Here is a 25,476-nt window from a genome sequence, read left to right as displayed (position 1 = left end):
CTGCGATTCCCCATTCCCAATTCCCCATTCCCAGCACCAAATGCCCGACCCCCGCACCCAACAGGCCGACGCCCTGATCGGCGAACTGCAGCGCGAGCGCGGCGGGCGCCTGACCGTGTTCCTCGGCGCGGCGCCGGGGGTGGGCAAGACCTACGCGATGCTGTCGCGCGCGCGGCAGTTGCAGCAGCAGGGCAGCAAGCTGGTGGTCGGCGTGGTCGAGACCCACGGCCGCGCCGAGACCGCGGCGTTGCTGGAAGGCCTCACCGTGCAGCCGCGGCGGCGCCTGGAGTACCGCGGCCGGACCCTGGACGAGATGGACCTGGATGCGTTGCTGGCGCTGCGCCCGCCGCTGGTGCTGGTGGACGAACTGGCCCATCGCAACGCGCCCGGCAGCCGCCACGAGCGGCGCTGGCAGGACGTGCAGGAACTGCTCGACGCCGGCATCGACGTCTACAGCACGGTCAACATCCAGCACCTGGAAAGCCTCAACGACGTGGTCCACCGCATCACCGGCGTGCGCGTCAGCGAGACCGTGCCCGATGCGATCTTCGACCGCCTGCGCGACATCGTGCTGGTCGACCTGCCGCCGCGCGAGCTGATCGAGCGCCTGCAGCAGGGCAAGGTCTACCTGCCCGAGCAGGCCGGGCAGGCGCTGCAGGCATTCTTCTCGCCGTCGAACCTGGCCGCGCTGCGCGAGCTGGCGATGCAGACCGCGGCCGACCGCGTCGACAACGATCTGCGCGACGTGCAGGCCGCGCAGGGCCGCACCAGCGTCGCCCTGCGGCGCACGGTGATGGTGGCGATCGACGGGCGCGGCCAGTCCGACTACCTGGTGCGGGTGGCGCGGCGCCTGGCCGAGCGCCGCGGCGCGCCGTGGACCGTGGTCACCGTGCAGACCCAGGCGCAGCCGGATGCCGACTGGCAACTGGAGATCGACCGCGCCTTCGCGCTGGCGCGCCGGCTCGGCGGCGAGGCCGCGCTGCTGCACGGCGCCAACGTCGCCGACGCCTTGCTCGACCACGCCGCGCGCAGCGGCGTGTCCACCCTGGTGCTGGGCCGCACCCGCGAGCGCCCGCTGGCGCGCATGATCAACCGCACCCTGACCCAGCAACTGCTGCAACGCGGCGCGCACTACGAACTGGTGATCATCAGTTCGCCGGAAGCGCGCGCGCGGGCGCGGCGGCGCTGGCGCAGCCCGGCGCACTGGCTGTCGCGCGACGACCTGCTGTTCGCCACGGTGGCCTCGGCGCTGGCGGTGGTGGTCGCCTGGATCGCCGAAAGTTGGGTCGGCATCGACGACCTGTCGATGGTGTTCATCGTCGCAGTGGTGATGGTCGCGTCGAAGACGCGGATGACCGCGGCAGTGCTGGCGGCGCTGCTGAGCTTCTTCAGCTACAACTTCTTCTTTATCGAACCGCGCTTCACCTTCCAGATCGGCGCGCGCCAGGGCGTGGTCACGGTGCTGCTGTTCCTGGTCGCGGCGCTGGTCGCCGGGCGCCTGGCCTCGCGCCTGCGCATGCAGGTGCTGGCGCTGCGCGCGGTCAACGCACAGACCACCGCACTGCAGCGGCTGGGCCGCGAACTCACCAGTGCCGCCGACCTGGGGCAGGTGCTGGAGGCCGGCCGCCGCGCGCTCGCCGGCACCCTCGACGCCGAGGCCTGGCTACGTCTGCAACCGCTGGAGCGCGCGCACGCCGAGGCCGACGACTACGCGCCGTCGATGGCCGCGGTGGACCGCAGCGCCGCCGATTGGGCGCAGCGCCACGGTCAGGCCACCGGGCGCTTCACCGACACCCTGGCCGGCGCGAGCTGGTGGTTCCTGCCGGTGCGCCACGAGCGCGGCACCATCGGCGTGGTCGGCCTGCGCTTCGGCGCCGGCGTGCAGCGCCCGGGCCTGGAGCAGCAGCGCCTGGCCGAGGCGATGGTCGAGGACATCGGCCAGGCGGCGCTGCGCACGCGCCTGGTCGCCGACCTGGAAAGCGCGCGTGTCAGCGGCGAGACCGAGCGGCTGCGCTCGGCCCTGCTGTCCTCGGTCTCGCACGACCTGCGCTCGCCGCTGGCGGCGATGATCGGCGCGGCCAGCAGCCTGTCCAGCTACGGCAAGGCGATGGACGCGGAGGACCGCCGCAGCCTGCTCGAGACGATCCAACTGGAAGGCGAGCGCTTGGACCGCTACATCCAGAACCTGCTGGACATGACCCGGCTCGGCCACACCGGGCTGACCTTGAACCGCGACTGGATCGGCGTGGACGAACTGATCGGCTCGGCCGCGCGGCGCCTGCAGCGCTACCAGCCGCAGGTGCGGCTGGACATCGCCCTGGCCGCGGAGCTGCCGACGCTGTGGGTGCACCCGGCGCTGGTCGAGCAGGCGATCTTCAACGTGCTGGAGAACGCGGCCAAGTTCTCCCCGGCGGACGCGGCGATCCGCGTGGCCGCCGGCATGGTCGAGGGCCGCCTGCGCATCGACATCAGCGACCGCGGACCGGGCATTCCCGAGGACGAGCGCGCGCGCATCTTCGACATGTTCTACAGCGTCGAGCGCGGCGACCGCGGCCGCCACGGCACCGGCCTGGGCCTGACCATCTGCCAGGGCATGATCGGCGCGCACGGCGGCAGCGTCGAGGCGCTGCCGGGCCCCGATGGCCGCGGCACCACGATCCGCATTACCCTGCCGCTCATCGAACCCGCCGCGCCGCCGTCCCGCCCCGATGCCGACTGAGTCCCACGCCGATCCGATTCCGCCGCCGCGCGTGCTGGTCATCGACGACGAGCCGCAGATCCGCCGGTTCCTCGACATCAGCCTGCGCGCGCAGGGCTACCGCGTGCTGCAGGCCGACACCGGCGCCGGCGGCCTGGCGCAACTGGCCGCGCACGGCGCCGAACTGGTGGTGCTGGACATCGGCCTGCCCGACCAGGACGGGCACAGCGTGCTGCGCGAACTGCGGCAATGGTCGTCGGTGCCGGTGATCATGCTGACCGTGCGGGCCGGCGAGGACGAGAAGGTGCAGGCGCTGGACGCCGGCGCCAACGACTACGTGACCAAGCCATTCGGCGTGCAGGAACTGATGGCACGCATCCGCGTGCTGCTGCGCATGCAGCCCGTCGCTGGCGAGGCCGAGCCGGTGTTCGACGACGGCCACCTGCACATCCACCTGGGCCTGCGCGAAGTGCGCCTTGAAGGCGAGGCATTGCCGCTCAGCCGCAAGGAGTACGCGCTGCTCGCGCTGCTGCTGCGGCACAGCGGCCGCGTGGTGACGCAGCCGCAACTGCTGCGCGAACTGTGGGGACCCACCCACCAGGACGACACCCACTACCTGCGCATCCTGGTCGGCAAGTTGCGGCAGAAGCTCGGCGACAGCGCGGTGGCCCCGCGCTACATCGCCACCGAGCCGGGCGTGGGGCTGCGCTTCATCGGCGTGCAGTGCCCGTCCGCGTGATGTGTCGTGGCGCCCTTCCCGGCTGTCCGTAGGAGCGGCTTCAGCCGCGACCTTGGGCTTCCCGGTAACGCCCGGTCGCGGCTGAAGCCGCTCCTACGGCGGCAACGCATGCTCTGGGAGCTGGTGGAACGCGATAAACGGAAGAACAGATGAGCTTGTGCTCCCCTCCCATCGTGATCAACCCGGATTGCTTCCTGCAAACGGAGCGTGGCCGTGTGTGGACGCCGGAACGCAACCAAGCCGGCCTGGCGGCAAAGCCACGATGCCCTGACGACGATCCTCGACGGTCCGTGTGAACCCGCCGGAACCTGGACGGTCGTCATCGTGTGCGGCCTGCAGGGCGCGGGAAAGACCACATGGATTGCGCGGCAACCGGCGCGGCCTTGTACCGTCTATTTCGACGCAGCCTTGCCGGGTGCTCGACACCGGGCGCCGATCGTCGCCATCGCGAAGGCGGCCGGTGCCAGGATCGAGATCGTCTGGATCAAGGTCGCGTTGCACGTTGCGCTCGCGCGGAACCTGCAGCGTGCCGCGGACGAACAGGTTCCGGAGGCGGCGATCCGCTCGGTGCACAACCTGTTCGAAGCGCCGACACTCGCCGAAGGCGCCGATCACGTCCGCGTCATTGCCCTCGCCGATTAGTCACCGGGAGGCACCGCCGCGTCTGTCCCGCAGTCCGTGCCGATCCCGGAATGGTTATTGGGCAGGGCGCGTATACCGGCTCGGCGCCAATGAACTGCATCGCCGCGCCTGCCATGACGCGTGAGGTAGTGCGCAGCTACCATTTCACCTTGGCCCATCCCTGCAGGTTCAGATCGTCGTGCACACCATGTCCGAGCTTGCAGCCGACCCTTCGCACCATCGGCATTTCGCCATCCGCCTGATCCGCCTTGGCGGGCGGCGGATGGGAGGTTCTTTGCTCATCGGGGCACTGGGCGCGGCGGCAGGCCCAGGGCTGGCCGCCGACCCGGTCCGCGCGACACTCGAGCTGCAACCGGTGGTCTCGGAGCACGCTGCCGAGATGCGCGTCGTCGAGCATCTTCCCGCAGACATGCTGCCGAGCGGACAGACGCTCACGCTTGCGTTCGCGACGATGGCGCCGGCCTATCGGCGTACCGCCGATACGGTCCAGTCACTCGTCGCCCAAGACGATCTTGGCCTGCTGCCGTTGGTCGGCCCTGCGCGCGAGGACAACGATGATCTGTGGCGTGCAGGCCGCGCGACGCACGGGGACGTCGTGGTGCGTTATGTGGTGCCTGCAGCGCCGCACGACGTGCCCCATAGTGGGCCGATCACCTATCTGCAAAACAGCGGTGGCGGTTTGTCCGGTGCGTTCGAGAGCTTCCTGCTCGCTCCCCGGGTGGACGCCCCGATCGATATCGCGGTGCGCTGGCGCCTGCCGGCGGGCCAACACGCGGTGAGCAATCAGCAGATCGGCGACTTCACGCGTCGGACCACCTTCTCCGAGCTTGCCGGCACCTTGTTCGTGGCGGGGCCGTTGCGTTACGCACCGCAGCGGCTTTCCGATCGCACCCTGGTGGTGGCGGGACTTGGACGTCCGGCCGAGGACGTCGTCCGGGCCCGGCAGTGGTTCGCCAAGGTCTTCCCGGTGATGCGCGACGCCTTCCAAGGCGACCCGCGCCTCGGCTACCGCATCATGTTCTTCTCGCACGATCGGCAGTCCTTCGACAGCGGTACGTCGCGCAGCGGTGGATTCCTCTATTTCCTGCCGGTCGACGCGCGGCTCGACGACCAGAAAAACCATTCCATCATCGCCCACGAGATGGTGCATTCGTTGGTGGCCGGCTATCTGCCGGATACCGATGGCCCCGGGGATTGGTACAACGAGGGGATCGCCGACTATGCGGCCCTGGTCGTGCCGAACGCCGCAGGGTTGTATACCCCACGCGAGTATCTCGACCTGGTCAATGCGGAGGCGGCTTTCTATTATCTCAACCCGCTGCGGCAGACCCCCAATGCGGAGATCGCCGAAAGCAAGTGGTCGAAGAGCAACGCCTGGTCGCTGGGGTATACGCGCGGCGCGCTGTATTTCGCCAACCTCGAGGCAGGCTTGCGCGCGCATGGCGCAAAGCTGACCGTCATCGATCTTGTGGGCAAGATGAATGCATTGGGCGAGGACCATTCCCTCGGGCCTGACGATTGGGAACGTGTGCTGCAGCAATCGGCCGGGCCGTGGGCGCTGGCGGAGTGGCGCGCGATGCTGGCGGGGCAGCTGCTGCAGCCTGCGGCGGGCGCGTTCGGTCCCTGCCTGGTGGCGCGCTCGATCGTGGCGGGCCATTACGCGCTGGGCTTCAGTACGAACACCATGGGCAAGGGCGATCGCGTCGCGCATGTGGTGCCGGGGTCTGGTGCGTTCAACGCCGGCCTGCGTGATGGCGACATCCTGCGCGAAGCCTTCGTGGAGCACGGGCTCAACGAACGCTACGACAGCCAGGCGACGGTCAAGGTGACGCGCGACGGCAAGGCGCTGGATATCACCTATTCGCCGCGCGAGGGCAAGGAACTGGCCTACCGCTGGTTTCCGCGGTCCGGCAACCCCGATCGCCCCTGCGACTGAGCGCCTGGACGCTGCGATCTCTCATCCCGGCGGCAACACCTTCCCCGGATTGAGGATTCCATCCGGATCCAGTGCCCGCTTGATCGCGCGCATCGCGTCCAGCGTGGCCGCGTCGAAGGCCTGGTCCATGTAGTCGCGCTTGGCCACGCCGATGCCGTGTTCGCCCGACAGCGTGCCTTCCAGCGACAGCACCAGTGCGAACAGTCGCGGCAGCGCCGCCTGCGCGCGCGCGCTTTCGGCGGCGTCGTCCGGCGCGTACATGATGTTGACGTGCAGGTTGCCGTTGCCGGCATGGCCGAAGGCCACGATCGGCAGGTCGAACTCGGCGGCCAGCGCTTCCACGCCGGCCACCAGGTCGGGGATGCGCGACACAGGCACCACCACGTCTTCGTTGATCTTGCCCGGGCGGATCGTGCGCAACGCCGGCGACAGCGCGCGGCGTGCGGCCCACAGGCGGTCGCGTGCGCTGCCGTCGGCGGCCACGTCCAGCGTCAGCAGGCCGTCGCCCTCGGCCGCCGCGCCCAGCGCCTGCAGCGCGTAGGGCAGGGTGTCGTGGTCGCCGTCGGCCTCGATCAGCAGCATTGCGCCGGCCTCGGGTACGTCGCTGCCATTGCGGCGCAGCAGCGCGATCGCGCTGCGATCCATGAACTCGAGCATGGTCGGCGTGCTCGGCTGCGCCATCAGCCGCGACACCGCGGCGGCGGCGGCGGCGGCGTCGCGGTACAGCGCGCGCAGCCCGGCCTGCGCCAGCGGCCGCGGCGACAGCTTCAGCGTCGCTTCCACGATCAGCGCCAGCGTGCCTTCGCTGCCGACCAGCAGGTGGGTCAGGTCGTAGCCGGTGGCGTCCTTGGTGTAGGCGCCGCCGCAACGGATCAGCTCGCCCGTGCCGGTCACCGCGACCAGGCCGAGCACATTGTCGCGGGTCGCGCCGTACTTCACCGCGCGCGGCCCACCGGCATTGGTCGACAGGTTGCCGCCGACGCTGCAGATCTCCGCGCTGGACGGATCCGGCGGCCAGAACAGCCCGTGCGGCGCCAAGGCCTGCTGCAGGTCGCCGTTGAGCACGCCGGGTTCGACCACCGCGCAGCGGTCCGCCGGGCGCAGTTGCAGGATGCGGTTCATGCGCGCGAACGACAGCACCACGCCGCCGGCGAACGGCACCGCGGCGCCGGCGGTGCCGGTGCCGGCGCCGCGCGCCACCAGCGGCACGCGGTGCGCGCGGCAGGCGCGCACGATCGCCTGCACCTGCTCGCGGGTCTGCGGCAGCGCCACCGCATCGGCCAGCGCCCAGCGCCGCGAATCGTCCTCGCCGTAGCTGCGGCGGCTGTCGGGGTCGGTGCGCCAGCCCTCGGCGCCGAGCAGGGCGGAAAGGGTGTCGGTGAGCGCGGCGGGCAAGGCGGTGGTCATGGCGAAGGCGGCGACGACGAAGTGGAGGGCGAGGGCGGCTGCAACAGTTTCCAGGTGAACACCGCCAGCGCCAGCGGCAGCCACACCCAGCGTAGTTCGGACCACAGCGTGGCCATGCCGCGCGCGCTGAAGAAGCCGTTGGCGAACGGCGAGACCCGGATCGGCCGCCACGGCGCGAACCAGCGCTGCTCGCTCCACGGCCAGGCCAGGGCCACGCCGAGGCCGCCGGAGGTCATCGCATCGAGCAGCGGATGCGAGGCAGTGCAGACGAACAGCCACGCGGCCGCTTGCAGCGCACCGGCGCGCAAGGGTCGGTGCAGCAGCGCACCGAATACGCCCAGTACCGCGGCGAACAGCAGCGAGTGGCTGGCGCCGCGATGGCCGAAGGCGTCGGCGTAGGGGATGTGCAGGGCGAAGCCGAGCACGTCGGCGTCGGGCAGCATCGCCGCGACGATGCCGGCGCCGAGCAGGCGCGTGGAGATGCGCCCACGATCGGCGGCGGCCCACAGCGCCAGCGGCACCGCGGCGTGGGTGAAGATGCTGGGCACCTCAGCAATCCTCGGCGCGGAACGCATCGCGCAGCCAGGTCAGCCGCGGCGGATCGCCGTCGGCCTCGACTACGTCGAAGCGGCACGGCCAGTTGGCATACTGCGGATGCGCGGCCAGGAACAGTTGCGCCGCCAGCAGCAGGCGGCGGCGCTTGCGCAGGTCGACCGAGGCCGCGCCGCCGCCGAACGCGGTGCTGCGCCGGTAGCGCACTTCGACGAAGACCAGGCTCTGCGCCTGCTGCATCACCAGATCCAGCTCGCCGCCACGGAAGGCGACGTTGGCGGCGATCAAGCGCAGGCCGGCGCGCTCCAGTTCGGCGCGCGCCGCCGCTTCCACCGCGTTACCGCGTCGGCGCCGCTCAGTTTCCATCGGGCAGCGGGGTCGGGCGCCCGCCGCTGAAGGTGGACCAGGCCGGGGTGCGCACGATGTTGCCGAAGCCGTCCAGGTGCAGCACGCCGGTGGCGCCGCGCAGGCCGCTGTCCTTGCCGGTCGCCAGCTTCTCCAGGTAGGCGGTGATCTGCCAGGCGTCGTAGCCGAACGCGAACAGGCGCCCGGCCGGGCCGCGCGCGGTCGGCAGCATGTCGGCCACGCTGGTCGCCGCCGGCAGGCCGCCGACGCCGCGCACGTTCCACAGTTCGCTCGGGTAGACGATGCCGTCCAGCACCAGGTCGTCCTCCGGCTTGCCGGTGCCCAGCACCAGCTGCGAAGTCGCCACCCGGGTCTTGCCGGCGAAACCGGCCAACGCCAGCTGCGGCGCCAGCGCGCGGGCGGTGTTGCCCTTGACCGCCAGCAGCACCGAGTCGGCGGCACCGGCGTTGCGCAGTTGCGCGGCGATGTCGCCGGGCGTTTCGGCCACGCTGATGCTGCCGGCGACCTTGCCGCCGCGCTCGCTGAAGCGGTCGCGAAACGCGGCCACCGCGCGGCGGCCGTTGTCGTCGTTGCTGCCGATCACCAGGGTGTTGTGGCGCTCGTGCGCCAGCAGGTACTCGGCGGCGGCGATGCCGTCGTCTTCCGGCGCCAGCGAGAAGCCGGCGCTGCCGCCGGGCGGGGCGTGGGTGCCGCGGTTCAGCGCCAGCACCGGCACGGGCAGCGCGTCGCGTGCGAACAGCGCGGTGACCTCGTCGCGACCGAGCGGGCCGACCACGAAGTCGGCGCCGCCGTCGACCGCCTTCTGGTAGGCGGCCAGCGCCCCGGCCGGGGTGCCGGTGGTGTCGATGAAGTCGATCGCAGGACGCCGCCGAGTCTCGCCGTAGTAGCCGGCGAGCAGGCCGTCGCGGACCGGCGCGGCCGCGGTGGCCAGGCTGCCGCTCAACGGCAGCAGCACCGCCAGCTTGGCCGGCGGGCGATAGCCGTCGCGCTCGGCCGGCGGCCGCTTGCTGGTGTCGAAGCCCCACTGCTCGCCGCGGTCGAACGGGCGCGGCAGCGCCAGACCACGGCTCAGCAGCGCGCGGCCGACGAAGTTGTACAGCGGATCGCCAGCCGGCAGCGCGGCGGCGCGCGCCTGCAGGGTGGCGTCGTTGAGCGTGGCCAACTGGCGCACGATGGCGCGCTGGTTGTCGCTGCGCGCCTGGCCGCTGAGGCCGTTGTCGGCGCGGGCGCGCTCGTCCAGCGCCGCGGTGGCGTCGCCGGTCCCTTCCAGCGCCTGTGCACGGGCCAGGTGCCAGCGCGCACGCAGGTTCTGCGGCACGTCCCGCGGATCGCTGCCCAGCGCCTGCAGCGCCTTGGCCGGCTGGCGGTCGGCCAGGGCCAGCTCGGCCTCCACCAATGCCACCCGCACCTTGCTCAGTGGCGGCAACTGCCGCGGCTGCACCTGCGCCAGCAGGCTGCGCGCACGGGCGGCGTCGCCGGCCTCGTACCAGGCGAAGGCGGCGTCGCCCAGCAACTGGTTGCGGGCGCTGCCGGTGGCGCTGGCGGCCTGCGCCTCGAGCTGCTGCGCCGCGTCCTTCGGCTTGCCCTGGTCCAGCAGCGCCAGCGCGGCCGATTGGGCCGGCGAGGCGCTCGGCGTCACGCTGGTGGTGGCGCAGCCGGCGATCAGCAGCGCCAGCAGCGACAGGGCGGAAATCCTTGCGAATCGCTTGTTCATTTCTGGTCCATTCGGCTGGGCACGCCGGGCGCGCCGGGGAAAACCGCTACGATTCTACCCTTGACCATGGAAAGCCCGTAGATGAGCGCCCAGCCCGGAACCCTGCACGTCGTCGCCACGCCGATCGGCAACCTCGCCGACCTGACGCCGCGCGCCCAGGAGACGTTGCGCTCGGTGGCGGCGATCTGCGCCGAGGACACCCGCCGCAGCGGCCAGTTGCTGGCCCACTTCGGCATCGAGCGGCCGCTGCTGGCGCTGCACGAACACAACGAGGAGGCGCTGTCCCAGCGCATCGTCGCGCGCCTGCTGGAGGGCCAGTCGCTGGCCCTGGTCAGCGACGCCGGCACCCCGCTGGTCAGCGACCCCGGCTATCGCCTGGTGCGCGCGGCGCGCGCGGCCGGGGTGCGGGTCAGCCCGGTCCCGGGCGCCTGCGCGGCGATCGCCGCGCTCAGCGTGGCTGGCCTGCCCAGCGACCGCTTCGCCTTCGAGGGCTTCCTGCCGGCCAAGGCCTCGGCACGCCGCGAGCGCCTGGTCCGGTTGGCCAGCGAACCGCGCACCCTGGTGTTCTACGAAGCCTCGCACCGCATCGCCGAGTCCCTGGCCGACTGCCGCGCCGCCTTTGGCGACGCCCGCCCGGCGGTGCTGGCGCGCGAACTGACCAAATTGTTCGAGACCGTGCTCGACGGCACCCTGGCCGACCTGCATGCCCGGGTCGAGGCCGACGACAACCAGCGCAAGGGCGAGTTCGTGCTGATGGTGCAGGGCGCCGGCGACGACGCCGACGCGCAGCTGGCCGAAGGCCGCCGCGTCTACGCCAAGCTCAGCGAACACCTGCCGCCGTCCACCGCCGCCAAGCTTGCCGCCGAGCTGACCGGTGCGTCGCGCAAGGCCTTGTACGGCGGTTGAGGCGTGCGTTTGTTGTCCGGCTTCACCGGGCGTTTGCGCGCAATTGGGAATTTATTCCTACAGCCATGCGACAATGCCCGCGGCGGAGCCGGCCAGACAGTCGCGTCATCCCAGCGCATTTCGGTGCGGCGGGATGCCGAGGAAAGTCCGGGCTCCATAGGGCAAGGTGCCAGGTAACGCCTGGGCGGCGCGAGCCGACGGACTAGTGCAACAGAAAGATACCGCCTACGTCTGCGCAAGCAGGCCGGTAAGGGTGAAATGGTGCGGTAAGAGCGCACCGCGAGTCCGGTAACGGACCGGCACGGCAAACCCCACCTGGAGCAAGACCAAATAGGGACCTCATGGCGCGGCCCGCGTCGGGTCCGGGTAGGTTGCTTGAGCGTACCGGTGACGGTGCGCCTAGAAGAATGACTGTCCACGACAGAACCCGGCTTATCGGCCGGCTCCGCCACTTTTTCTTTTCCAGACGCGCTGCGCCGCTCGCTCGACTGTCCCGCTCGCCTGTCAGGTGCTGACGCCGGCGGCGTCATGGATCCCGGCTGGTCGCCGTCTCCATGTTGCTTCCCTCCGCCGTCGCCGTGTTTCCCTTATGGGAGGGACTTCAGTCCCGACTGCAGCCACTCGACGGGCCAGCGCTGTTCCACCACGCCACCGCCGGCAGGATCGATGCCTGAGCGCAGGCGTCACTGCTTCCCGGCGTCCGCCTCCACGTCCCGGTTCTCCAGCCGCGTCTCCCCCAGGAACACCCCATCGGGACCAAACCGGCGCTCATGGATCCAGCCGTGCCCGGCGGCATCCACCGCGACGATGGTGCTGGCGCGGGTGCCGTACTCGCTGCCACGGATGAAGGCCGGCGACAGCCGCCGTTCCAGGTCCGGGCCGACGCCGGTGTCGGGCAGGTCGGCCGGATCGGCCAGGGTCTCGTCGGCCAGCGCCCGCCACAGCGGCGCCAGGTCGTCGTCGCCGGCGGCGATCCAGGCGGTCACGGCCGCGCGCAGGCGCCGGGTCTTGGGCCAGGGCGCGTCCAGCGCACCGTTGGACATGCCGTGCACGCCGGGCGCCAGGGCGCTGCGGCCGGGCGGGTGATTGCCGACGTAGGCGGCGCCGGCGGCATCGGCCAGCAGCAGGTTGAACGGCGGGTAGGCGTCGGCGCGCGCCGCCAGCGCGTCGGCGAAGCCGGCGGCCGGCTGTTCGCCGGTCAGGTAATCGGCGATCAGGGCGCCGCGCGAGGCGCCGGACATCAACGCCAGCGGGTCGCGCACGTTGGTGACCACGGCGCAGCGGCCGGTGGTGTCCAGTCCCACCCAGGTGCCGCCGGAGCGCAGGTCGCGCCCGGCCAGCAGGCGCTGCGCCGGGGCCGGCCAGCGCTGCAGCGGCGCGGTCGGGCGGGCGTGGAATTCGTCGCGGTTGCCGACCAGCAGCAAGCGCCATCGCGGGTGCGCAGCGTGCGCGAGAACGACCAGACACATGCCCGGCAGTGTGCGCGCTTGCGCAACGCGAGGCGAGCCCAGGCGCAATGTCGACGGCCGGTGACGACCGCCTTAACACCCCCTACACAGGCCTGAATTTCCGTTCAATCTCAAAATTTGAGACGAAACAGTAACTTGTGGATAAGCCTTGAACAAGTCTCTAAAGATCGTTGCAAACCATTGATCCCGCTAGCGATTTGCCGCTCGCAAAGTTGTTGACAACCCGTTGCGCGCTGCTAAGGTGGGCACTTGAGGGGAAACCGGGTTTTTTGTGGTTTTTCGTGGTTCAATGACCGCCCAGGCGGATTCGGAAAGGTGCAGGCGTCGTGTTTCAGGGCGAGACCGCAATCACTGTGGACGACAAGGGGCGTATGGCGGTTCCCACCGCGTACCGCGACCTCGTCGCGCGCGTGAGCGGCAATCGGCTGGTGCTGACCTACAACCCGTTCGAGGCCGGCTGCCTGTGGCTGTATGCGGAGAAGGAGTGGGAGCGGGTCCGTGACGACGTCATGGCCAAGCCCAACACCCAGCGCGTGGTGCGGGTCCTGCAGCAGAAGCTGGTGGGTTCGTCGGCGGCGCTGGAGCTGGACGCCAACGCCCGCATCACCATTCCGCCGAGCCATCGCGCCGCGGTGGGCATTGAAAAGCGCGCCGTGCTGTTGGGCATGGGCGACAAGTTCGAACTGTGGAGCGAGCAGGCTCATCGCGCACTGATCCAGCAGACGTTGTCTGACGAGGATCTGGGCGATGGATTGCTCGATCTGAAGTTGTGAGTCGGGGTGTCCGGATGCGCGGACAGGCGCAGGCCGGTCACCTCCCGGTGTCGCAACCATCGGCGGCGCATGTGCCGGTGTTGTTCGCGCAGGTCCTGGACGGGCTGCAGGTGATCGAAAACGGAATCTATCTGGATGGCACGTTCGGGCGTGGCGGACACGCGCGCGGGGTGCTGCACAAACTCGGCCCAGGAGGCCGGCTGCTGGTGATGGACAAGGACCCCGAGGCGATCGCCGAAGCCGAACAAGCGTTCGGCGCCGACGCGCGCGTGTCCATCCATCGCGGCAGCTTCGCCGAACTGGGCCAGTGGGACGCCGCCACCGCCCTGGACGGGGTGCTGTTCGACCTGGGCGTGTCCTCGCCGCAGCTGGACGTGGCCGCACGTGGCTTCTCCTTCGGCAAGGACGGCCCGCTGGACATGCGCATGGACCCGGATGCCGGCGAGAGCGCGGCGCAGTGGCTAGCGCGCGCCGAGGAGCGCGAGATCGCCGACGTGCTGTGGACCTACGGCGAAGAGCGGCAGAGCCGGCGCATCGCCCGCGCCATCGTCGCCCGCCGCGAGAAGCAGCCGCTGACCCGCACCGCCGAACTGGCCGACCTGATCGCCAGCGTGATGCCGCGCGGCGACAGCAAGACCCATCCGGCCACGCGCAGCTTCCAGGCCATCCGCATCCACATCAACCGCGAACTGGCCGATCTGGAAACCGGCCTGGACGCGGCGCTGGCCCGGCTCAAGCCCGGCGGCCGCCTGGCGGTGATCAGCTTCCACTCGCTGGAAGACCGCATCGTCAAGCAGTTCATGCAGCGCCACGCCAAGGCCCCGCCGAGCAACCGCCGCCTGCCGGAGGCCACGACCTTCGTGCCGACCCTGCGCCTGCACGGTGGCGCGATCAAGGCCGACGCCGACGAACTGGCGGTCAACCCGCGCGCGCGCAGCGCGGTGCTGCGGGTGGCTGAGAAGCTGGGATTGGGGATTCGGGATTCGGGATTGGAAGAGCGCGCCCGACGAATCCCGAATCCCGAATCCCCAATCCCGGCGTCTCCGCAAGGAGACGCCCAATGAGCCGGCTGCTGCTGCTCGTGCTGCTCGCCTGCACCATCGCCTCGGCGATCGGGGTGGTGTACATGCGCCACCGCCATCGCCAGTTGTTCGTGGAGCTGTCGCGGCTGGAGCACAACCGCGATGAGCTGAACATCGAGTTCGGCCGGCTGCAGCTGGAGCAGGCGACCTGGGCCGAGAGCAATCGCGTCGACCAGGTCGCGCGCGAGCGGCTGGGAATGAAGTTCCCCGAGACCGGCGACATCGTGGTGGTGCGCCCGTGAACAAGACCGGCCGCAACCGCCCCCGCAGCAACTTCAACCTGCGCGGCCGCCTGGCGCTGGTCGGCGCGGCGCTGGGCCTGTGTTCGGTGACGCTGATCGGCCGTGCGGCCTACGTGCAGCTGATCAACAGCGACTTCTACCAGCGCCAGGGCGAAGCGCGCTACCTGCGCGAACTGCCGATCGCCACCTCGCGCGGCATGATCACCGACCGCAATGGCGAGCCGCTGGCGGTGTCCACGCCGGTGGAGTCGATCTGGGTCAATCCGCAGGAGCTGCTGCGCAGCCCCGACCGCATCCCGCAGCTGGCGCAGGCGCTGGAGCTGCCGGTCGACGAACTCACCGCCAAGCTGTCGCAGAAGGCGGACAAGGAGTTCATGTACCTCAAGCGCCGGATCAATCCGGACAAAGCGCATGCGGTGGTCGCGCTGGGCATCCCCGGCGTGTTCTCGCAGCGCGAATTCCGCCGCTTCTACCCGCAGGGCGAAGCGATGGCGCACGTGCTGGGCTTCACCAATATCGACGACCGCGGCCAGGAAGGGTTGGAGCTGGCGTTTGATTCCTGGCTGCGCGGCAAGCCGGGCGCCAAGCGGGTGATCCGCGACCGCAAGGGCGCGATCGTCGAGAGCATCGACCTGGTCAAGCCGGCGCAGCCGGGCAAGGACCTGACCCTGAGCATCGACCGCCGCATCCAGTTCCTGGCCTACAAGGAACTGCGCAACGCGCTGGTCGAGAACAAGGCCGCCGGCGGCTCGATCGTGATCATGGACGTGGCCACCGGCGAGATCCTGGCCATGGTCAACCTGCCGACCTACAACCCCAATGCGGTCAACGGGGTCAACCCGGACGTGCGCCGCAACCGCGCGGTCACCGACCTGGTCGAGCCGGGCTCGACGATGAAGCCGCTGACCATCTCCACCGCGCTCAAGGCCGGGGTGGTGACCAAGGACACGCTGATCGACACCAACCCCGGCTACATGTCGGTGGGCCGCTTCACCATCAAGGACGTGCCGCGCAACAACGGCGTGCTGACCGTGACCGGGGTGATCACCCGCAGCTCCAACATCGGCGCGGCCAAGATCGCGGCCAAGCTGCCGGACCAGACCTTCTACGACCAGGTCCACAGCTACGGCTACGGCAGCTCCCCGCACAGCGGCTTTCCCGGCGAATCGGCCGGCGTGTTCCCGTCGCCGGCGCGCTGGAGCGGTTCGTCCAAGACCACCATGTCCTACGGCTACGGCCTGTCGGTGACGCCGCTGCAGATCGCCCGCGCCTATTGCGCGCTGGGCAACGGCGGGCGCCTGGTGACCCCGACCTTCGTCAAGGGCCAGCACGAGGACAGCAAGCAGGTGCTGGACCCGGCGATCTCCAAGGAAGTGGTGGCGATGATGGAGACGGTGGTCACCCAGGGCGGCGCCAAGGGCGCGGCGATCCTGGGCTACCACGTCGCCGGCAAGACCGGCACCGCGCGCAAGGCCGGCCCCGGCGGCTACGAGCGCGGCCACTACAACGCGCTGTTCGCGGGCCTGGTGCCGGCGAGCAACCCGCGCTTCGCCACGGTCATCGTCATCAACGACCCGCAGGGCGCCAAGTACTACGGCGGCCTGGTCTCGGCGCCGGTGTTCCACAACGTGATGGAAGGCGCGCTGCGCCTGATGGACGTGCCGCCGGACGACATCCAGTCGTGGCTGGCCGCGCAGGCCGCCGGCAAGAGCGGCCATGCGCCGCCGGCGGCGCCGGTGGAACCGGATCCGGCCACCGTGCCCGACGCCGCCGCCGAGGTCGATGCCGCGCTGCCCAGCGCGCGCGCGGTGGCGCCGCCAGCGCCGGCCGCGTTGCCGGCGCCGCTGCAGGAGACCCGCCAGTGACCCGCGCGATGTCGCTGTCGCAACTGCTGCCGGGCGTGGCGCTGGCGCACGACGTGCAGGTGTCCGGGCTGGTCATGGACAGCCGCGCGGTGCGCCCGGGCGATGCCTTCGTGGCGATCGCCGGCTTCGGCGCGCACGGCCTGGGCTTCGTCGAGCAGGCGCGTGCCAACGGCGCGGTCGCGGTGCTGTACGACCCGCCGGCGCCGGCCGAACTGCCGGCGCCGGCCGACGCGATCGCAGTCCCCGGCCTGCGCGCGCGCATGGGCGCGATGGCCGACCAGTTCCACGGCCATCCGTCGCAGACCATGACCATGGTCGGGGTCACCGGCACCAACGGCAAGACCTCCACCGTGCAGTTGCTGACGCAGGCCTGGCACCTGCTGGGCACGCGCAGCGGCAGCATCGGCACGCTCGGCGCCGGCCTGTACGGGCAGGTGCAGCCGACCGGCTTCACCACGCCGTTGGTGCTGCCGCTGCACGCGCTGCTGGCGCAGTTGCGCGACGCTGGCGCACAGGCGGTGGCGATGGAAGTCAGTTCGCACGCGCTCGACCAGGGCCGCGTGGATGCGGTGCATTTCGACGTGGCGGTGTTCACCAATCTCACCCGCGACCATCTCGACTATCACGGCGACATGGCCAGTTACGGCGCGGCCAAGGCGCGCCTGTTCGCCACGCCGGGGCTGAAGTCGGCGGTAGTCAACCTGGACGATGCGTTCGGCCGCGAGCTGCTGGGCACGCTGGATCCGGCGCTGCGTCGCATCGCGGTCAGCTCGCGCGGCCAGGACGGCGCCGAGGTGCGCGCCGAGGCGCTGCGCCTGGACGCGCGCGGCATCGGCTTCACCCTGGCGATCGGCGAGGAGCGGCATCCGCTGCAGTCGCCGTTGCTGGGCCGTTTCAACGTCGACAACCTGCTGGCCGTGGCCGGCGCGCTGCATGCGCTGGACGTGGCGCCGGTGCGCATCGCCGCCACCCTGGCGCAACTGCAGCCGATCCGCGGGCGCATGAACCGCCTCGGCGGCGATGGCGCGCAGCCGCTGGTGGTGGTCGATTACGCACACACCCCCGACGCGCTGGAGCAGGCGCTGCAGAGCCTGCGCGCGCACGCGCAGGGCCGCATCACCTGCGTGTTCGGCTGTGGCGGCGAGCGCGACACCGGCAAGCGCCCGCAGATGGCGGCGATCGCGCAGCGCCTGGCCGAGCGCGTGGTGGTCACCGACGACAACCCGCGTGGTGAGGACGGCGATGCCATCGTCGCCGACATCCTGGCCGGCTTCGACGGCATGCAGGCGGTGCAGGTGCAGCGCGACCGCGCGCAGGCCATCGCCATGGCGGTCGCCGACGCCGGCGCCGAGGACATCGTGCTGATCGCCGGCAAGGGCCACGAGCCGTACCAGGAGATCGCCGGCGTGCGCCATGCGTTCGACGACACCGAAGTCGCCGCGCACGCCCTGCGCGCGCATGCGACGGAGGCGGCCCGATGAAGCGTCTGCCGTTGTCGATGATCGCGCACTGGGCCGGCGCCGAACTGCATGGCGACGACGTGGCGATCGACGCGATCAGCCACGACACCCGCAGCCTGGCTGCCGGCAGCCTGTACGTGGCGCTGCGCGGCGAGCGTTTCGACGGCCACGCCTTCGTCGCCGACGCCGCTGCGCGTGGTGCCAGCGCGCTGCTGGTGGAGCGCGTGCAGCCGCAGATCGAACTGCCGCAGATCGTCGTCGCCGACACCCAACTGGCGCTAGCGCGGATCGCCGCTGGCATGCAGCGTGGCCGCGCCACCCGCGTGGCCGCGATCACCGGCAGCAACGGCAAGACCAGCGTCAAGGCGCTGCTGCTGGCGATCCTGCAGCATGCCTGCCGCATCGACGGCGGCAGCGTCTACGCCAACCCCGGCAACCGCAACAACGAGATCGGCCTGCCGCTGGCGGTGATCGAGGCGCCGGACGACGCCGACTACGCGATCTACGAAATGGGCGCCGGCAAGCCGGGCGACATCGCCTATCTCACCGACATTGCGCCGCCGCAGGTGTCGCTGGTCAACAACATCGCCGCTGCGCACCTGGAGCGCTTGGGCAGCCTGCTGGGCGTGGCGCAGACCAAGGGCGCGATCTACACCGCGCTGCAGGCCGACGGCACCGCGGTGATCAATGCCGACGACGCCTTCGGTCTGTGGTTCGAGCAGCGCCTGCCGACCGGCGAGGCGCGGCCGCAGGTGCTGCGCTTCGGCCTGCAGCCGGGCGCCGAGGTCGGTGCCGCGCAGATCCGCATGGCCGCCGACCGCACCCAGTTCGTGCTGACCACGCCGCGCGGTGACGTCGAGGCGACGCTGCCGCTGCCGGGCCGGCACAACCTGCAGAACGCCCTGGCCGCCGCCGCGCTGGCGCTGGCGCTGGATGTGGCCCCGGCGCGCATCGCCGCCGGCCTGGCGCAGGTGCAGCCGGTTCCCGGCCGGCAGATCACCCACACGCTGCCCGACGGCGCGGTGCTGATCGACGACAGCTACAACGCCAACCCCGGCTCGCTGGCCGCGGCGATCGATGCCCTGGCCGCGGCCGGCGGCGAGCGCTGGCTGGTGCTCGGCGACATGCGCGAACTCGGCGCCGACGCCGCAGCCCTGCACGCCAGCGGCGGGCGCCGCGCGCGCGACGCCGGGCTGACCCGGCTGTACGCGCTCGGCCCGCTCAGCGCCCACGCCGCGCAGGCCTTCGGCGAGAACGGCCGGGTGTTCGACAGCCATGCGGCGCTGATCGAGGCGCTGCAGCGCGACTTGGCGGCGGTGGCCGGGAATCGGGAATCGGGAACCGGGAATCGGCAAGAGCAGGATCAAGAGCAGGAATTCAAGCACATGCATGAGAACACCGGCGCGCCGTCGCATGGCGCGCTCCAGCCGGCCCCGGCCACGCTCCTCGTCAAGGGCTCGCGCGGCAGCGCCATGGACACCGTGGTTCGCGCGCTGCTGAACCAGGCACAGGAGGCGCCGCATGCTGCTTGAACTCGCCCGCTGGCTGCAGCAGCTCGAAAGCATGTTCGGGCTGTTCGGCTATCTGACCTTCCGCGGCATCCTCGCGGCGCTGACCTCGCTGTTCCTGTCGCTGTGGCTGGGCCCGGCGGTGATCCGCAAGCTGGCGCAGTTCAAGGGCGGCCAGCCGATCCGCCAGGACGGCCCGCAGACCCACTTCTCCAAGGCCGGCACCCCGACCATGGGCGGCTCGCTGATCCTGCTCACCGTGCTGCTGTCGGTGCTGCTGTGGGGCGACCTGCGCAACCGCTACGTGTGGCTGGTGCTGGCGGTGATGCTGGCGTTCGGCGTGATCGGCTGGTACGACGACTGGATCAAGATTGTGCGCCGCGACCCGAACGGGCTGAAGTCGCGCTGGAAGTACCTGCTGCAGTCGATCTTCGGCCTGGCCGCCGGCCTGTTCCTGTACTACACCGCCGACGTGCCGGCGGCGATCACCTTCTACATTCCGATGTTCAAGTCGATCGCGCTGCCGCTGGCCGGGATCAGCTTCGTCGCCATCGCCTATTTCTGGATCGTCGGCTTCTCCAACGCGGTCAACCTGACCGACGGCCTGGACGGCCTGGCGATCATGCCGACCGTGCTGGTGGCCTGCGCGCTGGGCGTGTTCGCCTATGCGTCGGGCAACGCGGTGTTCTCCGCCTACCTGAAGATTCCCACGATTCCCGGCGCCGGCGAACTGATCATCATCTGCGCGGCGATCGCCGGTGCGGGCCTGGGCTTCCTGTGGTTCAACACCTATCCGGCGATGGTGTTCATGGGCGACATCGGCGCGCTGGCGCTGGGCGCGGTGCTCGGCACCATCGCGGTGATCGTGCGCCAGGAACTGGTGCTGGTGATCATGGGCGGCGTGTTCGTCATCGAGACCCTGTCGGTGATGATCCAGGTCGCCTCGTTCAAGCTCACCGGCAAGCGCGTGTTCCGCATGGCGCCGATCCACCACCACTTCGAGCTGAAGGGCTGGCCGGAGCCGCGGGTGATCGTGCGCTTCTGGATCATTTCGGTGGTGCTGGTGCTGGTCGGCCTGGCCACGTTGAAGGTGCGCTGATGAACGACGCTGCCCGCCAAGCGACCCGCCTGGAGGCCATCGGTGGCCGCTACGACCCGTGGCTGCTCGGCGCCGCGGTGGCGCTGGCGTCGCTGGGCGTGGTGATGGTCGGCTCCAGCTCGATCGAACTGACCACCAGCCCGTTCTACTACCTGAGCCGCCACCTGCTGTTCCTGGCCGGCGGCATCGGCCTGGCGTTCTGGGCGATGCGCACCGAGCTGAAGAACATCGAGCAGTACAACCAGTTGCTGCTGCTGGCCTGCTTCGGCCTGCTGCTGGTGGTGTTCGTGCCCGGCCTGGGCAGCACCGTCAACGGCGCGCGGCGCTGGATCAACCTGGGCATCTCGCGCTTCCAGACCGTGGAAGCGGTGAAGGTGCTGTACATCGTGTGGCTGTCCAGCTACCTGGTGCGCTTCCGCGACGAGGTCAACGCGACCTGGCCGGCGATGCTCAAGCCGCTGGGCGTGGCGGTGGCGCTGGTCGGCCTGCTGCTGCTGCAGCCGGACTTCGGCTCCTCCACGCTGCTGCTGGCGATCACCGCTGGCATGCTGGTGCTTGGCGGGGTGAACCTGCCGCGCATGTCGATGCCGATCGTGATCGGCCTGCCGGTGTTCGCCTTCATCGCGATCCTCGAGCCGTACCGCCTGCGCCGCATCACTTCGTTCCTGGATCCGTGGGCCGACCAGCTCGGCTCCGGCTACCAGTTGTCCAACGCGTTGATGGCGGTGGGCCGCGGCGAACTGTTCGGGGTCGGTCTGGGCGGTTCGGTGCAGAAGCTCAACTACCTGCCGGAAGCGCACACCGACTTCATCTTCTCGGTCATCGCCGAGGAACTGGGCTTCGTCGGCGTGTGCCTGATCATCTCGCTGTACGCGCTGCTGGTCGGCCGCGCGTTCTGGCTGGGCATGCGCTGCGTGGAGATGAAGCGCCACTTCTCCGGCTACATCGCCTTCGGCATCGGCCTGTGGATCAGCCTGCAGAGCTTCGTCTCGGTCGGCGTCAACCTGGGCATCCTGCCGACCAAGGGCCTGACCCTGCCGCTGATCTCCGCCGGCGGCTCCAGCGTGCTGATGACCTGCGCGGCGATGGGCCTGCTGCTGCGCGTGTCCTACGAGCTCAACCGCGCCGAGCGCCAGGTGGCGCTGGTGCGCAGCGATGCGGCGATGCCGGTCAAGCAGACCGTGGACAACGCCGAGGACCTGCAGGCCGCACGCGAGGCCAGCGCCAGCGCGGTCGCCGCGGCGATCCAGGGCACCCCGGGGCGCGGCACCAGCCGCATGCAGCCGCGGGTCGAACCCACCTTCGGGAGGCTCGGATGAGCGCGGTGCAGGGCGATCGTCCGGTGATGATCCTCGCCGGCGGCACCGGCGGGCACATCTTCCCCGCGCTGGCCGTGGCCAAGGTGCTGCGCGCGCGCGGCGTGCCGGTGGTGTGGCTGGGCGCGGCCGGGCGCATGGAAACGCGGCTGGTGCCGGAGCACGGCATCGAGCTGGATACGATCGAGATCGGCGGGCTGCGCGGCAAGGGCGCGCTGGCCCTGTTCGGCGCGCCGGTGCGGGTGATGCGCGCGGTGCGCGCCGCCGGCTTCGTGCTGCGCCGGCGGGCGCCGCGGGCGGTGATCAGCTTCGGTGGCTTCGCCGCCGGCCCCGGCGGTCTGGCCGCGCGGCTGCTCAAGCTGCCGCTGCTGGTGCACGAGCAGAACCGCGCGCCGGGCCTGACCAACAAGGTGCTGGCGCGGGTCGCGCGGCGCGTGCTGACCGGCTTCCCCGGCAGCTTCGCCACGCGCGAGGAAGCGGTGGGCAATCCGGTGCGCGCCGAGATCGCCGCACTGGCGCCGCCGGCGCAGCGCCTGGCTGCGCGCCATGGCGCGCCGCGGCTGCTGGTGCTGGGCGGCAGCCAGGGCGCGCGCGTGCTCAACCAGGCGCTGCCGCAGGCGCTGGCCGCGCTCGGCGTGGCCGTCGAGGTGCGCCACCAGTGCGGCGAAGCGCTGCGCGAGGAAGCCGCGCGCGCCTACGCCGACGCCGGCGTCGCCGCCAGCGTCGAAGCCTTCATCGGCGACATGGCCGCCGCCTACGCCTGGGCCGACCTGGTGGTGTGCCGCGCCGGCGCCTCGACCCTGGCCGAACTGTGCGCGGTCGGCATCGGCAGCGTGCTGGTGCCGTTCGCCGCCGCCGTCGACGACCACCAGACCCGCAACGCCGAATACCTGGTCGAGCGCGGCGCCGCCGTGCTGCTGAAGCAGGACGACGCGCTCGCCGGCCACCTGCAGCGCGTGCTGCGCGACCTGCTGGCGCAGCCGGCGCAGCGCCTGGCCATGGCCGAGGCCGCGCGCCAACTGGCCAAGCCGGATGCGGCCGAGCGGATTGCGGACATCGTTATGGAAGAAGCCGGGAATGGAGAACCGGGAATGGGGAATGGGTACAAGCACAATCAAGGGCAGAATCACGCAGTGACACACGCAGACACGAACACGCGGCAGGCGCGGATCGCCGCCAGCGCTTCGCTTTTCCCGAATCCCGAATCCCGATTCCCGAATCCCGCCTCCGCAGGAGGCCAGCAATGATTCGCCGCCTCCACGACACCGGCGATCTGGTCCGCGCGTTCCCGCGCGTGCACTTCGTCGGCATCGGCGGTACCGGCATGAGCGGCATCGCCGAGGTCATGCTGACGCTGGGCTATGAGGTCTCCGGCTCGGACAACGCCGACAACGCGGCGACCCGGCGCCTGGTCAAGCTCGGCGCACGGGTGATGCGCGGGCACTCGGCGGCCAACGTGCTCGGCACCGACTGCGTGGTGGTGTCCAGCGCGATCCGCGAGGACAACCCGGAACTGATGGAAGCGCGCAGCCAGCGCATTCCGATCATGCCGCGCGCGGCGATGCTCGCCGAACTGATGCGCTTCCGCCGCGGCATCGCGGTGGCCGGTACCCATGGCAAGACCACCACCACCAGCCTGGCCGCGGCGGTGCTCAGCGAAGGCGGGCTGGACCCGACCTTCGTGATCGGCGGGCAACTGCTCGCCGCCGGCGCCAACGCCAAGCTCGGCGGCGGCCAGTGGCTGGTGGCCGAGGCCGACGAGAGCGACGGCAGCTTCCTGCGCCTGAACCCGCTGATCTCGGTCATCACCAACATCGATGCCGATCACCTGGAGAACTACGGCAACGACTTCGCCCGGGTCCAGGCCGCATTCGCCGAGTTCCTGCAGCGCCTGCCGTTCTACGGCCTGGCGGTGCTGTGCATCGACGATCCGGAAGTGGCCGCGCTGGCAGCGAAGACGCCGCGCCACGTGATGAGCTACGGCCTCAGCGAGAACGCCGACGTGCGCGCCGAGGACGTGGTCCAGGATGGCCCGCGCATGCGCTTCACCCTGCGCCTGCCCGAAGGCAGCAGCATCCCGGTGACCCTGGCGCTGCCGGGCCGGCACAACGTGCTCAACGCGCTGGCCGCCGCCGCCATCGGCTGGCAGCTCGGCGTGGCGCCGGAAGCGATCGCCAGCGCGCTGCAGAGCTTCGCCGGCATCGGCCGCCGCTTCAACGATCTGGGCGAAGTGACCACCGCCGGCGGCGCGCGCGTGCGCGTGGTCGACGACTACGGCCACCACCCGCGCGAGCTGGCCGCGGTGTTCGCCGCCGCCCGCGGCGGCTGGCCGGACAAGCGCCTGGTGGTCGCGTTCCAGCCGCATCGCTACAGCCGCACCCGCGACCAGTTCGACGCGTTCGCCGCGGTGCTGTCGGAAGTGGACGCGCTGGTGCTCAGCGAGGTCTACCCGGCCGGCGAGGCGCCGATCCCGGGCGCAGACGCGCGCTCGCTGGCGCGTGCGATCCGCGCGCGCGGCCGCAGCGAGCCGGTGGTGGTCGGCCAGGTCGGCGAACTCGACGGTGTGCTGCCGGACGTGCTGCAGGACGGCGATCTGCTGCTGATGATGGGTGCGGGCGACATCGGCTACGTCGCCCAGCACATCGCCCAGCACGGCTTCGCCGGCGGAGCGGACGCATGAGCGCGCAGACCTTGCCGCCGCCGCGCGTCACCGACCCGGCCGCGTTCGGTCGTGTCGCCGTGTTGCTCGGCGGCAGTTCCAGCGAACGCGAGGTGTCGCTGAACTCCGGCGCCAACGTGCTCGAGGCGCTGCGCAGTCGCGGCGTCGACGCGCAGCCGGTGGATGGCATTCCCGCCTTGTTCGAGCGCATCCGCGCCGGCGAGGTTGATCGCGTGTTCAACATCCTGCACGGCGGCGACGGCGAGAACGGCGTGCTGCAGGGCCTGCTGCGTGCGTTGCAGGTGCCGTTCACCGGCCCCGACGTGCTCGGCAGCGCGCTGACCCTGGACAAGATCCGCACCAAGCAGGTGTGGATCGCCGCCGGCCTGCCGACCCCGGGCTTCGCCCGCATCGACGCCCAGGCCGACCTGGCCGCGGCCGCCGCCGCGCTGGGCTACCCGCTGTTCGTCAAGCCGGCCTGCGAAGGCTCCAGCGTCGGCGTGTTCCGCGTGCTGTCCGAGGCCGACCTGGCGCCGGTGCGCGCCTTCGCCGCCGACTACCGCGGCGAACTGCTGATGGAGCAGATGGTGCAGGGCGAGGAATACACCGTCGGCATCCTCGGCGACATCGCCCTGCCGTCGATCCGCATCGTCCCCGCCGGCGACTGGTACGACTACCACGCCAAGTACATCGCCGAGGATACCCAGTACCTGTGCCCGGGCATGCAAGGCGAGGACGAGACCGAGATCCGCCAGCTCGCGCTGCAGGCCTTCGCCGCCGCCGGCTGCAGCGGCTGGGGTCGCGTGGACGTGATGCGCGACCGCGTGCGCGGCCTGCAACTGATCGAGGTCAACACCGCCCCGGGCATGACCAGCCACTCGCTGGTGCCCAAGGCCGCCGCGCAACTGGGCGTGGATTTCGCCGGCCTGTGCTGGCGCATCCTGGAGCAGACGTTGTGAAGCCGGGATTAGGGATTCGGGATTGGGGATTCGCAGGAGCGGCGCTGCGCGCTGCCGGCGCGGTCTGCTGCGCGCGTTGCGCCA

General features: G+C 70.9%; 21 protein-coding genes and 1 other RNA gene. 17 read left to right on the top strand and 5 right to left on the bottom strand.

Annotation, left to right across the window (positions count from 1 at the left end):
• Window positions 1-40: 40 nt before the first annotated feature.
• From AC1PLR_RS17695 to AC1PLR_RS17680, 4 genes are all read left to right on the top strand, one after another.
• Complete coding sequence (locus AC1PLR_RS17695; RefSeq protein ID WP_010341965.1) at window positions 41-2,719, top strand: sensor histidine kinase; 2,679 nt, start codon at window positions 41-43, stop codon at window positions 2,717-2,719.
• A complete protein-coding gene (locus tag AC1PLR_RS17690; protein WP_481101823.1) occupies window positions 2,709-3,437 on the top strand; it encodes a response regulator in 729 nt (242 codons plus the stop codon). Before AC1PLR_RS17695 ends, AC1PLR_RS17690 begins: the two co-directional genes overlap by 11 nt.
• Before the next feature lie 213 nt (window positions 3,438-3,650).
• Window positions 3,651-4,079: an AAA family ATPase gene (locus AC1PLR_RS17685; RefSeq protein WP_481101822.1), complete on the top strand. Its 429-nt coding sequence runs from the start codon at window positions 3,651-3,653 to the stop codon at window positions 4,077-4,079.
• Between the two features lie 178 nt (window positions 4,080-4,257).
• Window positions 4,258-6,015: a M61 metallopeptidase family protein gene (locus AC1PLR_RS17680; protein ID WP_481101821.1), complete on the top strand. Its 1,758-nt coding sequence runs from the start codon at window positions 4,258-4,260 to the stop codon at window positions 6,013-6,015.
• Between the two features lie 21 nt (window positions 6,016-6,036).
• Here AC1PLR_RS17680 and AC1PLR_RS17675 read toward each other — a convergent pair whose 3' ends face one another.
• From AC1PLR_RS17675 to AC1PLR_RS17660, 4 genes are read right to left on the bottom strand one after another with little or no spacing between them, the layout of a single operon-like run.
• Window positions 6,037-7,422, bottom strand: a complete 1,386-nt coding sequence (locus tag AC1PLR_RS17675) for an FAD-binding oxidoreductase (protein WP_481101820.1) — start codon at window positions 7,420-7,422, stop codon at window positions 6,037-6,039.
• Window positions 7,419-7,970, bottom strand: coding sequence for a metal-dependent hydrolase (locus AC1PLR_RS17670; RefSeq protein WP_481101819.1), 552 nt, complete (start codon window positions 7,968-7,970; stop codon window positions 7,419-7,421). The genes AC1PLR_RS17675 and AC1PLR_RS17670 overlap by 4 nt, the downstream gene beginning before the upstream one ends.
• Window position 7,971: 1 nt before the next feature.
• Window positions 7,972-8,340, bottom strand: coding sequence for a YraN family protein (locus tag AC1PLR_RS17665; RefSeq protein ID WP_029562323.1), 369 nt, complete (start codon window positions 8,338-8,340; stop codon window positions 7,972-7,974).
• Window positions 8,330-10,054 (bottom strand): penicillin-binding protein activator, encoded by a 1,725-nt coding sequence (locus AC1PLR_RS17660; RefSeq protein ID WP_481101818.1) that lies wholly within the window; start codon window positions 10,052-10,054, stop codon window positions 8,330-8,332. The genes AC1PLR_RS17665 and AC1PLR_RS17660 overlap by 11 nt, the downstream gene beginning before the upstream one ends.
• A gap of 81 nt (window positions 10,055-10,135) precedes the next feature.
• On the opposite strand from AC1PLR_RS17660, the gene rsmI reads away from it, so the two are divergent.
• Together rsmI and rnpB are read left to right on the top strand one after the other, a co-directional pair.
• A complete protein-coding gene (rsmI, locus tag AC1PLR_RS17655) occupies window positions 10,136-10,960 on the top strand; it encodes a 16S rRNA (cytidine(1402)-2'-O)-methyltransferase (protein WP_267096031.1) in 825 nt (274 codons plus the stop codon).
• An 84-nt stretch (window positions 10,961-11,044) separates the two neighbouring features.
• Window positions 11,045-11,411, top strand: an RNA gene (rnpB, locus tag AC1PLR_RS17650) — RNase P RNA component class A.
• A gap of 232 nt (window positions 11,412-11,643) precedes the next feature.
• Here the strand turns inward: rnpB and AC1PLR_RS17645 are convergent.
• Entirely contained in the window at window positions 11,644-12,429 is a 786-nt protein-coding gene (locus tag AC1PLR_RS17645) for an NRDE family protein (protein ID WP_481101817.1), read from the bottom strand.
• 371 nt (window positions 12,430-12,800) lie between these two features.
• On the opposite strand from AC1PLR_RS17645, the gene AC1PLR_RS17640 reads away from it, so the two are divergent.
• From AC1PLR_RS17640 to AC1PLR_RS17590, 11 genes are read left to right on the top strand one after another with little or no spacing between them, the layout of a single operon-like run.
• Entirely contained in the window at window positions 12,801-13,202 is a 402-nt protein-coding gene (locus AC1PLR_RS17640) for a division/cell wall cluster transcriptional repressor MraZ (RefSeq protein WP_010344444.1), read from the top strand.
• A gap of 14 nt (window positions 13,203-13,216) precedes the next feature.
• Window positions 13,217-14,266: a 16S rRNA (cytosine(1402)-N(4))-methyltransferase RsmH gene (gene rsmH / locus AC1PLR_RS17635; protein ID WP_481103633.1), complete on the top strand. Its 1,050-nt coding sequence runs from the start codon at window positions 13,217-13,219 to the stop codon at window positions 14,264-14,266.
• Window positions 14,263-14,526 carry a cell division protein FtsL gene (ftsL, locus tag AC1PLR_RS17630; protein WP_010344441.1) on the top strand — a complete coding sequence of 88 codons (264 nt, stop codon included), beginning with the start codon at window positions 14,263-14,265 and terminating at the stop codon, window positions 14,524-14,526. Before rsmH ends, ftsL begins: the two co-directional genes overlap by 4 nt.
• Window positions 14,523-16,391, top strand: a complete 1,869-nt coding sequence (locus AC1PLR_RS17625) for a peptidoglycan D,D-transpeptidase FtsI family protein (protein ID WP_481101816.1) — start codon at window positions 14,523-14,525, stop codon at window positions 16,389-16,391. The genes ftsL and AC1PLR_RS17625 overlap by 4 nt, the downstream gene beginning before the upstream one ends.
• A gap of 8 nt (window positions 16,392-16,399) precedes the next feature.
• The gene (locus AC1PLR_RS17620) at window positions 16,400-17,872 is read left to right on the top strand and encodes a UDP-N-acetylmuramoyl-L-alanyl-D-glutamate--2,6-diaminopimelate ligase (RefSeq protein WP_481103632.1); all 1,473 of its coding nucleotides are present in this window, start codon (window positions 16,400-16,402) and stop codon (window positions 17,870-17,872) included.
• Window positions 17,869-19,383, top strand: a complete 1,515-nt coding sequence (locus tag AC1PLR_RS17615) for a UDP-N-acetylmuramoyl-tripeptide--D-alanyl-D-alanine ligase (RefSeq protein WP_481101815.1) — start codon at window positions 17,869-17,871, stop codon at window positions 19,381-19,383. The genes AC1PLR_RS17620 and AC1PLR_RS17615 overlap by 4 nt, the downstream gene beginning before the upstream one ends.
• Window positions 19,373-20,458, top strand: a complete 1,086-nt coding sequence (gene mraY / locus AC1PLR_RS17610; protein ID WP_010344435.1) for a phospho-N-acetylmuramoyl-pentapeptide-transferase — start codon at window positions 19,373-19,375, stop codon at window positions 20,456-20,458. Before AC1PLR_RS17615 ends, mraY begins: the two co-directional genes overlap by 11 nt.
• A complete protein-coding gene (gene ftsW, locus AC1PLR_RS17605; RefSeq protein ID WP_371183235.1) occupies window positions 20,458-21,777 on the top strand; it encodes a putative lipid II flippase FtsW in 1,320 nt (439 codons plus the stop codon). Before mraY ends, ftsW begins: the two co-directional genes overlap by 1 nt.
• A complete protein-coding gene (murG, locus tag AC1PLR_RS17600) occupies window positions 21,774-23,021 on the top strand; it encodes an undecaprenyldiphospho-muramoylpentapeptide beta-N-acetylglucosaminyltransferase (protein WP_481101814.1) in 1,248 nt (415 codons plus the stop codon). Before ftsW ends, murG begins: the two co-directional genes overlap by 4 nt.
• Complete coding sequence (gene murC, locus AC1PLR_RS17595; RefSeq protein WP_481101813.1) at window positions 23,018-24,454, top strand: UDP-N-acetylmuramate--L-alanine ligase; 1,437 nt, start codon at window positions 23,018-23,020, stop codon at window positions 24,452-24,454. Before murG ends, murC begins: the two co-directional genes overlap by 4 nt.
• Window positions 24,451-25,392, top strand: coding sequence for a D-alanine--D-alanine ligase (locus AC1PLR_RS17590; protein ID WP_481101812.1), 942 nt, complete (start codon window positions 24,451-24,453; stop codon window positions 25,390-25,392). Before murC ends, AC1PLR_RS17590 begins: the two co-directional genes overlap by 4 nt.
• Window positions 25,393-25,476: the final 84 nt, after the last annotated feature.

It is taken from the genome of Xanthomonas sp. NCPPB 3570 (assembly GCF_056725115.1).
Note: the sequence above shows the minus strand (reverse complement) of the source record. Positions and strands in the feature narration are given on the sequence as shown.

Excerpts from the sequence above, each read along its gene's own strand:
- AC1PLR_RS17695 (WP_010341965.1), top strand. The coding sequence starts at position 41 with ATGCCCGACCCCCGCACCCAACAGGCCGACGCCCTGATCGGCGAACTG.
- AC1PLR_RS17690 (WP_481101823.1), top strand. The coding sequence starts at position 2,709 with ATGCCGACTGAGTCCCACGCCGATCCGATTCCGCCGCCGCGCGTGCTG.
- AC1PLR_RS17675 (WP_481101820.1), bottom strand. The coding sequence starts at position 7,422 with ATGACCACCGCCTTGCCCGCCGCGCTCACCGACACCCTTTCCGCCCTG.
- AC1PLR_RS17665 (WP_029562323.1), bottom strand. The coding sequence starts at position 8,340 with ATGGAAACTGAGCGGCGCCGACGCGGTAACGCGGTGGAAGCGGCGGCG.
- AC1PLR_RS17660 (WP_481101818.1), bottom strand. The coding sequence starts at position 10,054 with ATGAACAAGCGATTCGCAAGGATTTCCGCCCTGTCGCTGCTGGCGCTG.
- rsmI (WP_267096031.1), top strand. The coding sequence starts at position 10,136 with ATGAGCGCCCAGCCCGGAACCCTGCACGTCGTCGCCACGCCGATCGGC.
- AC1PLR_RS17645 (WP_481101817.1), bottom strand. The coding sequence starts at position 12,429 with ATGTGTCTGGTCGTTCTCGCGCACGCTGCGCACCCGCGATGGCGCTTG.
- AC1PLR_RS17640 (WP_010344444.1), top strand. The coding sequence starts at position 12,801 with ATGGCGGTTCCCACCGCGTACCGCGACCTCGTCGCGCGCGTGAGCGGC.
- rsmH (WP_481103633.1), top strand. The coding sequence starts at position 13,217 with ATGCGCGGACAGGCGCAGGCCGGTCACCTCCCGGTGTCGCAACCATCG.
- ftsL (WP_010344441.1), top strand. The coding sequence starts at position 14,263 with ATGAGCCGGCTGCTGCTGCTCGTGCTGCTCGCCTGCACCATCGCCTCG.
- AC1PLR_RS17620 (WP_481103632.1), top strand. The coding sequence starts at position 16,400 with ATGTCGCTGTCGCAACTGCTGCCGGGCGTGGCGCTGGCGCACGACGTG.
- AC1PLR_RS17615 (WP_481101815.1), top strand. The coding sequence starts at position 17,869 with ATGAAGCGTCTGCCGTTGTCGATGATCGCGCACTGGGCCGGCGCCGAA.
- mraY (WP_010344435.1), top strand. The coding sequence starts at position 19,373 with ATGCTGCTTGAACTCGCCCGCTGGCTGCAGCAGCTCGAAAGCATGTTC.
- ftsW (WP_371183235.1), top strand. The coding sequence starts at position 20,458 with ATGAACGACGCTGCCCGCCAAGCGACCCGCCTGGAGGCCATCGGTGGC.
- murG (WP_481101814.1), top strand. The coding sequence starts at position 21,774 with ATGAGCGCGGTGCAGGGCGATCGTCCGGTGATGATCCTCGCCGGCGGC.
- murC (WP_481101813.1), top strand. The coding sequence starts at position 23,018 with ATGATTCGCCGCCTCCACGACACCGGCGATCTGGTCCGCGCGTTCCCG.
- AC1PLR_RS17590 (WP_481101812.1), top strand. The coding sequence starts at position 24,451 with ATGAGCGCGCAGACCTTGCCGCCGCCGCGCGTCACCGACCCGGCCGCG.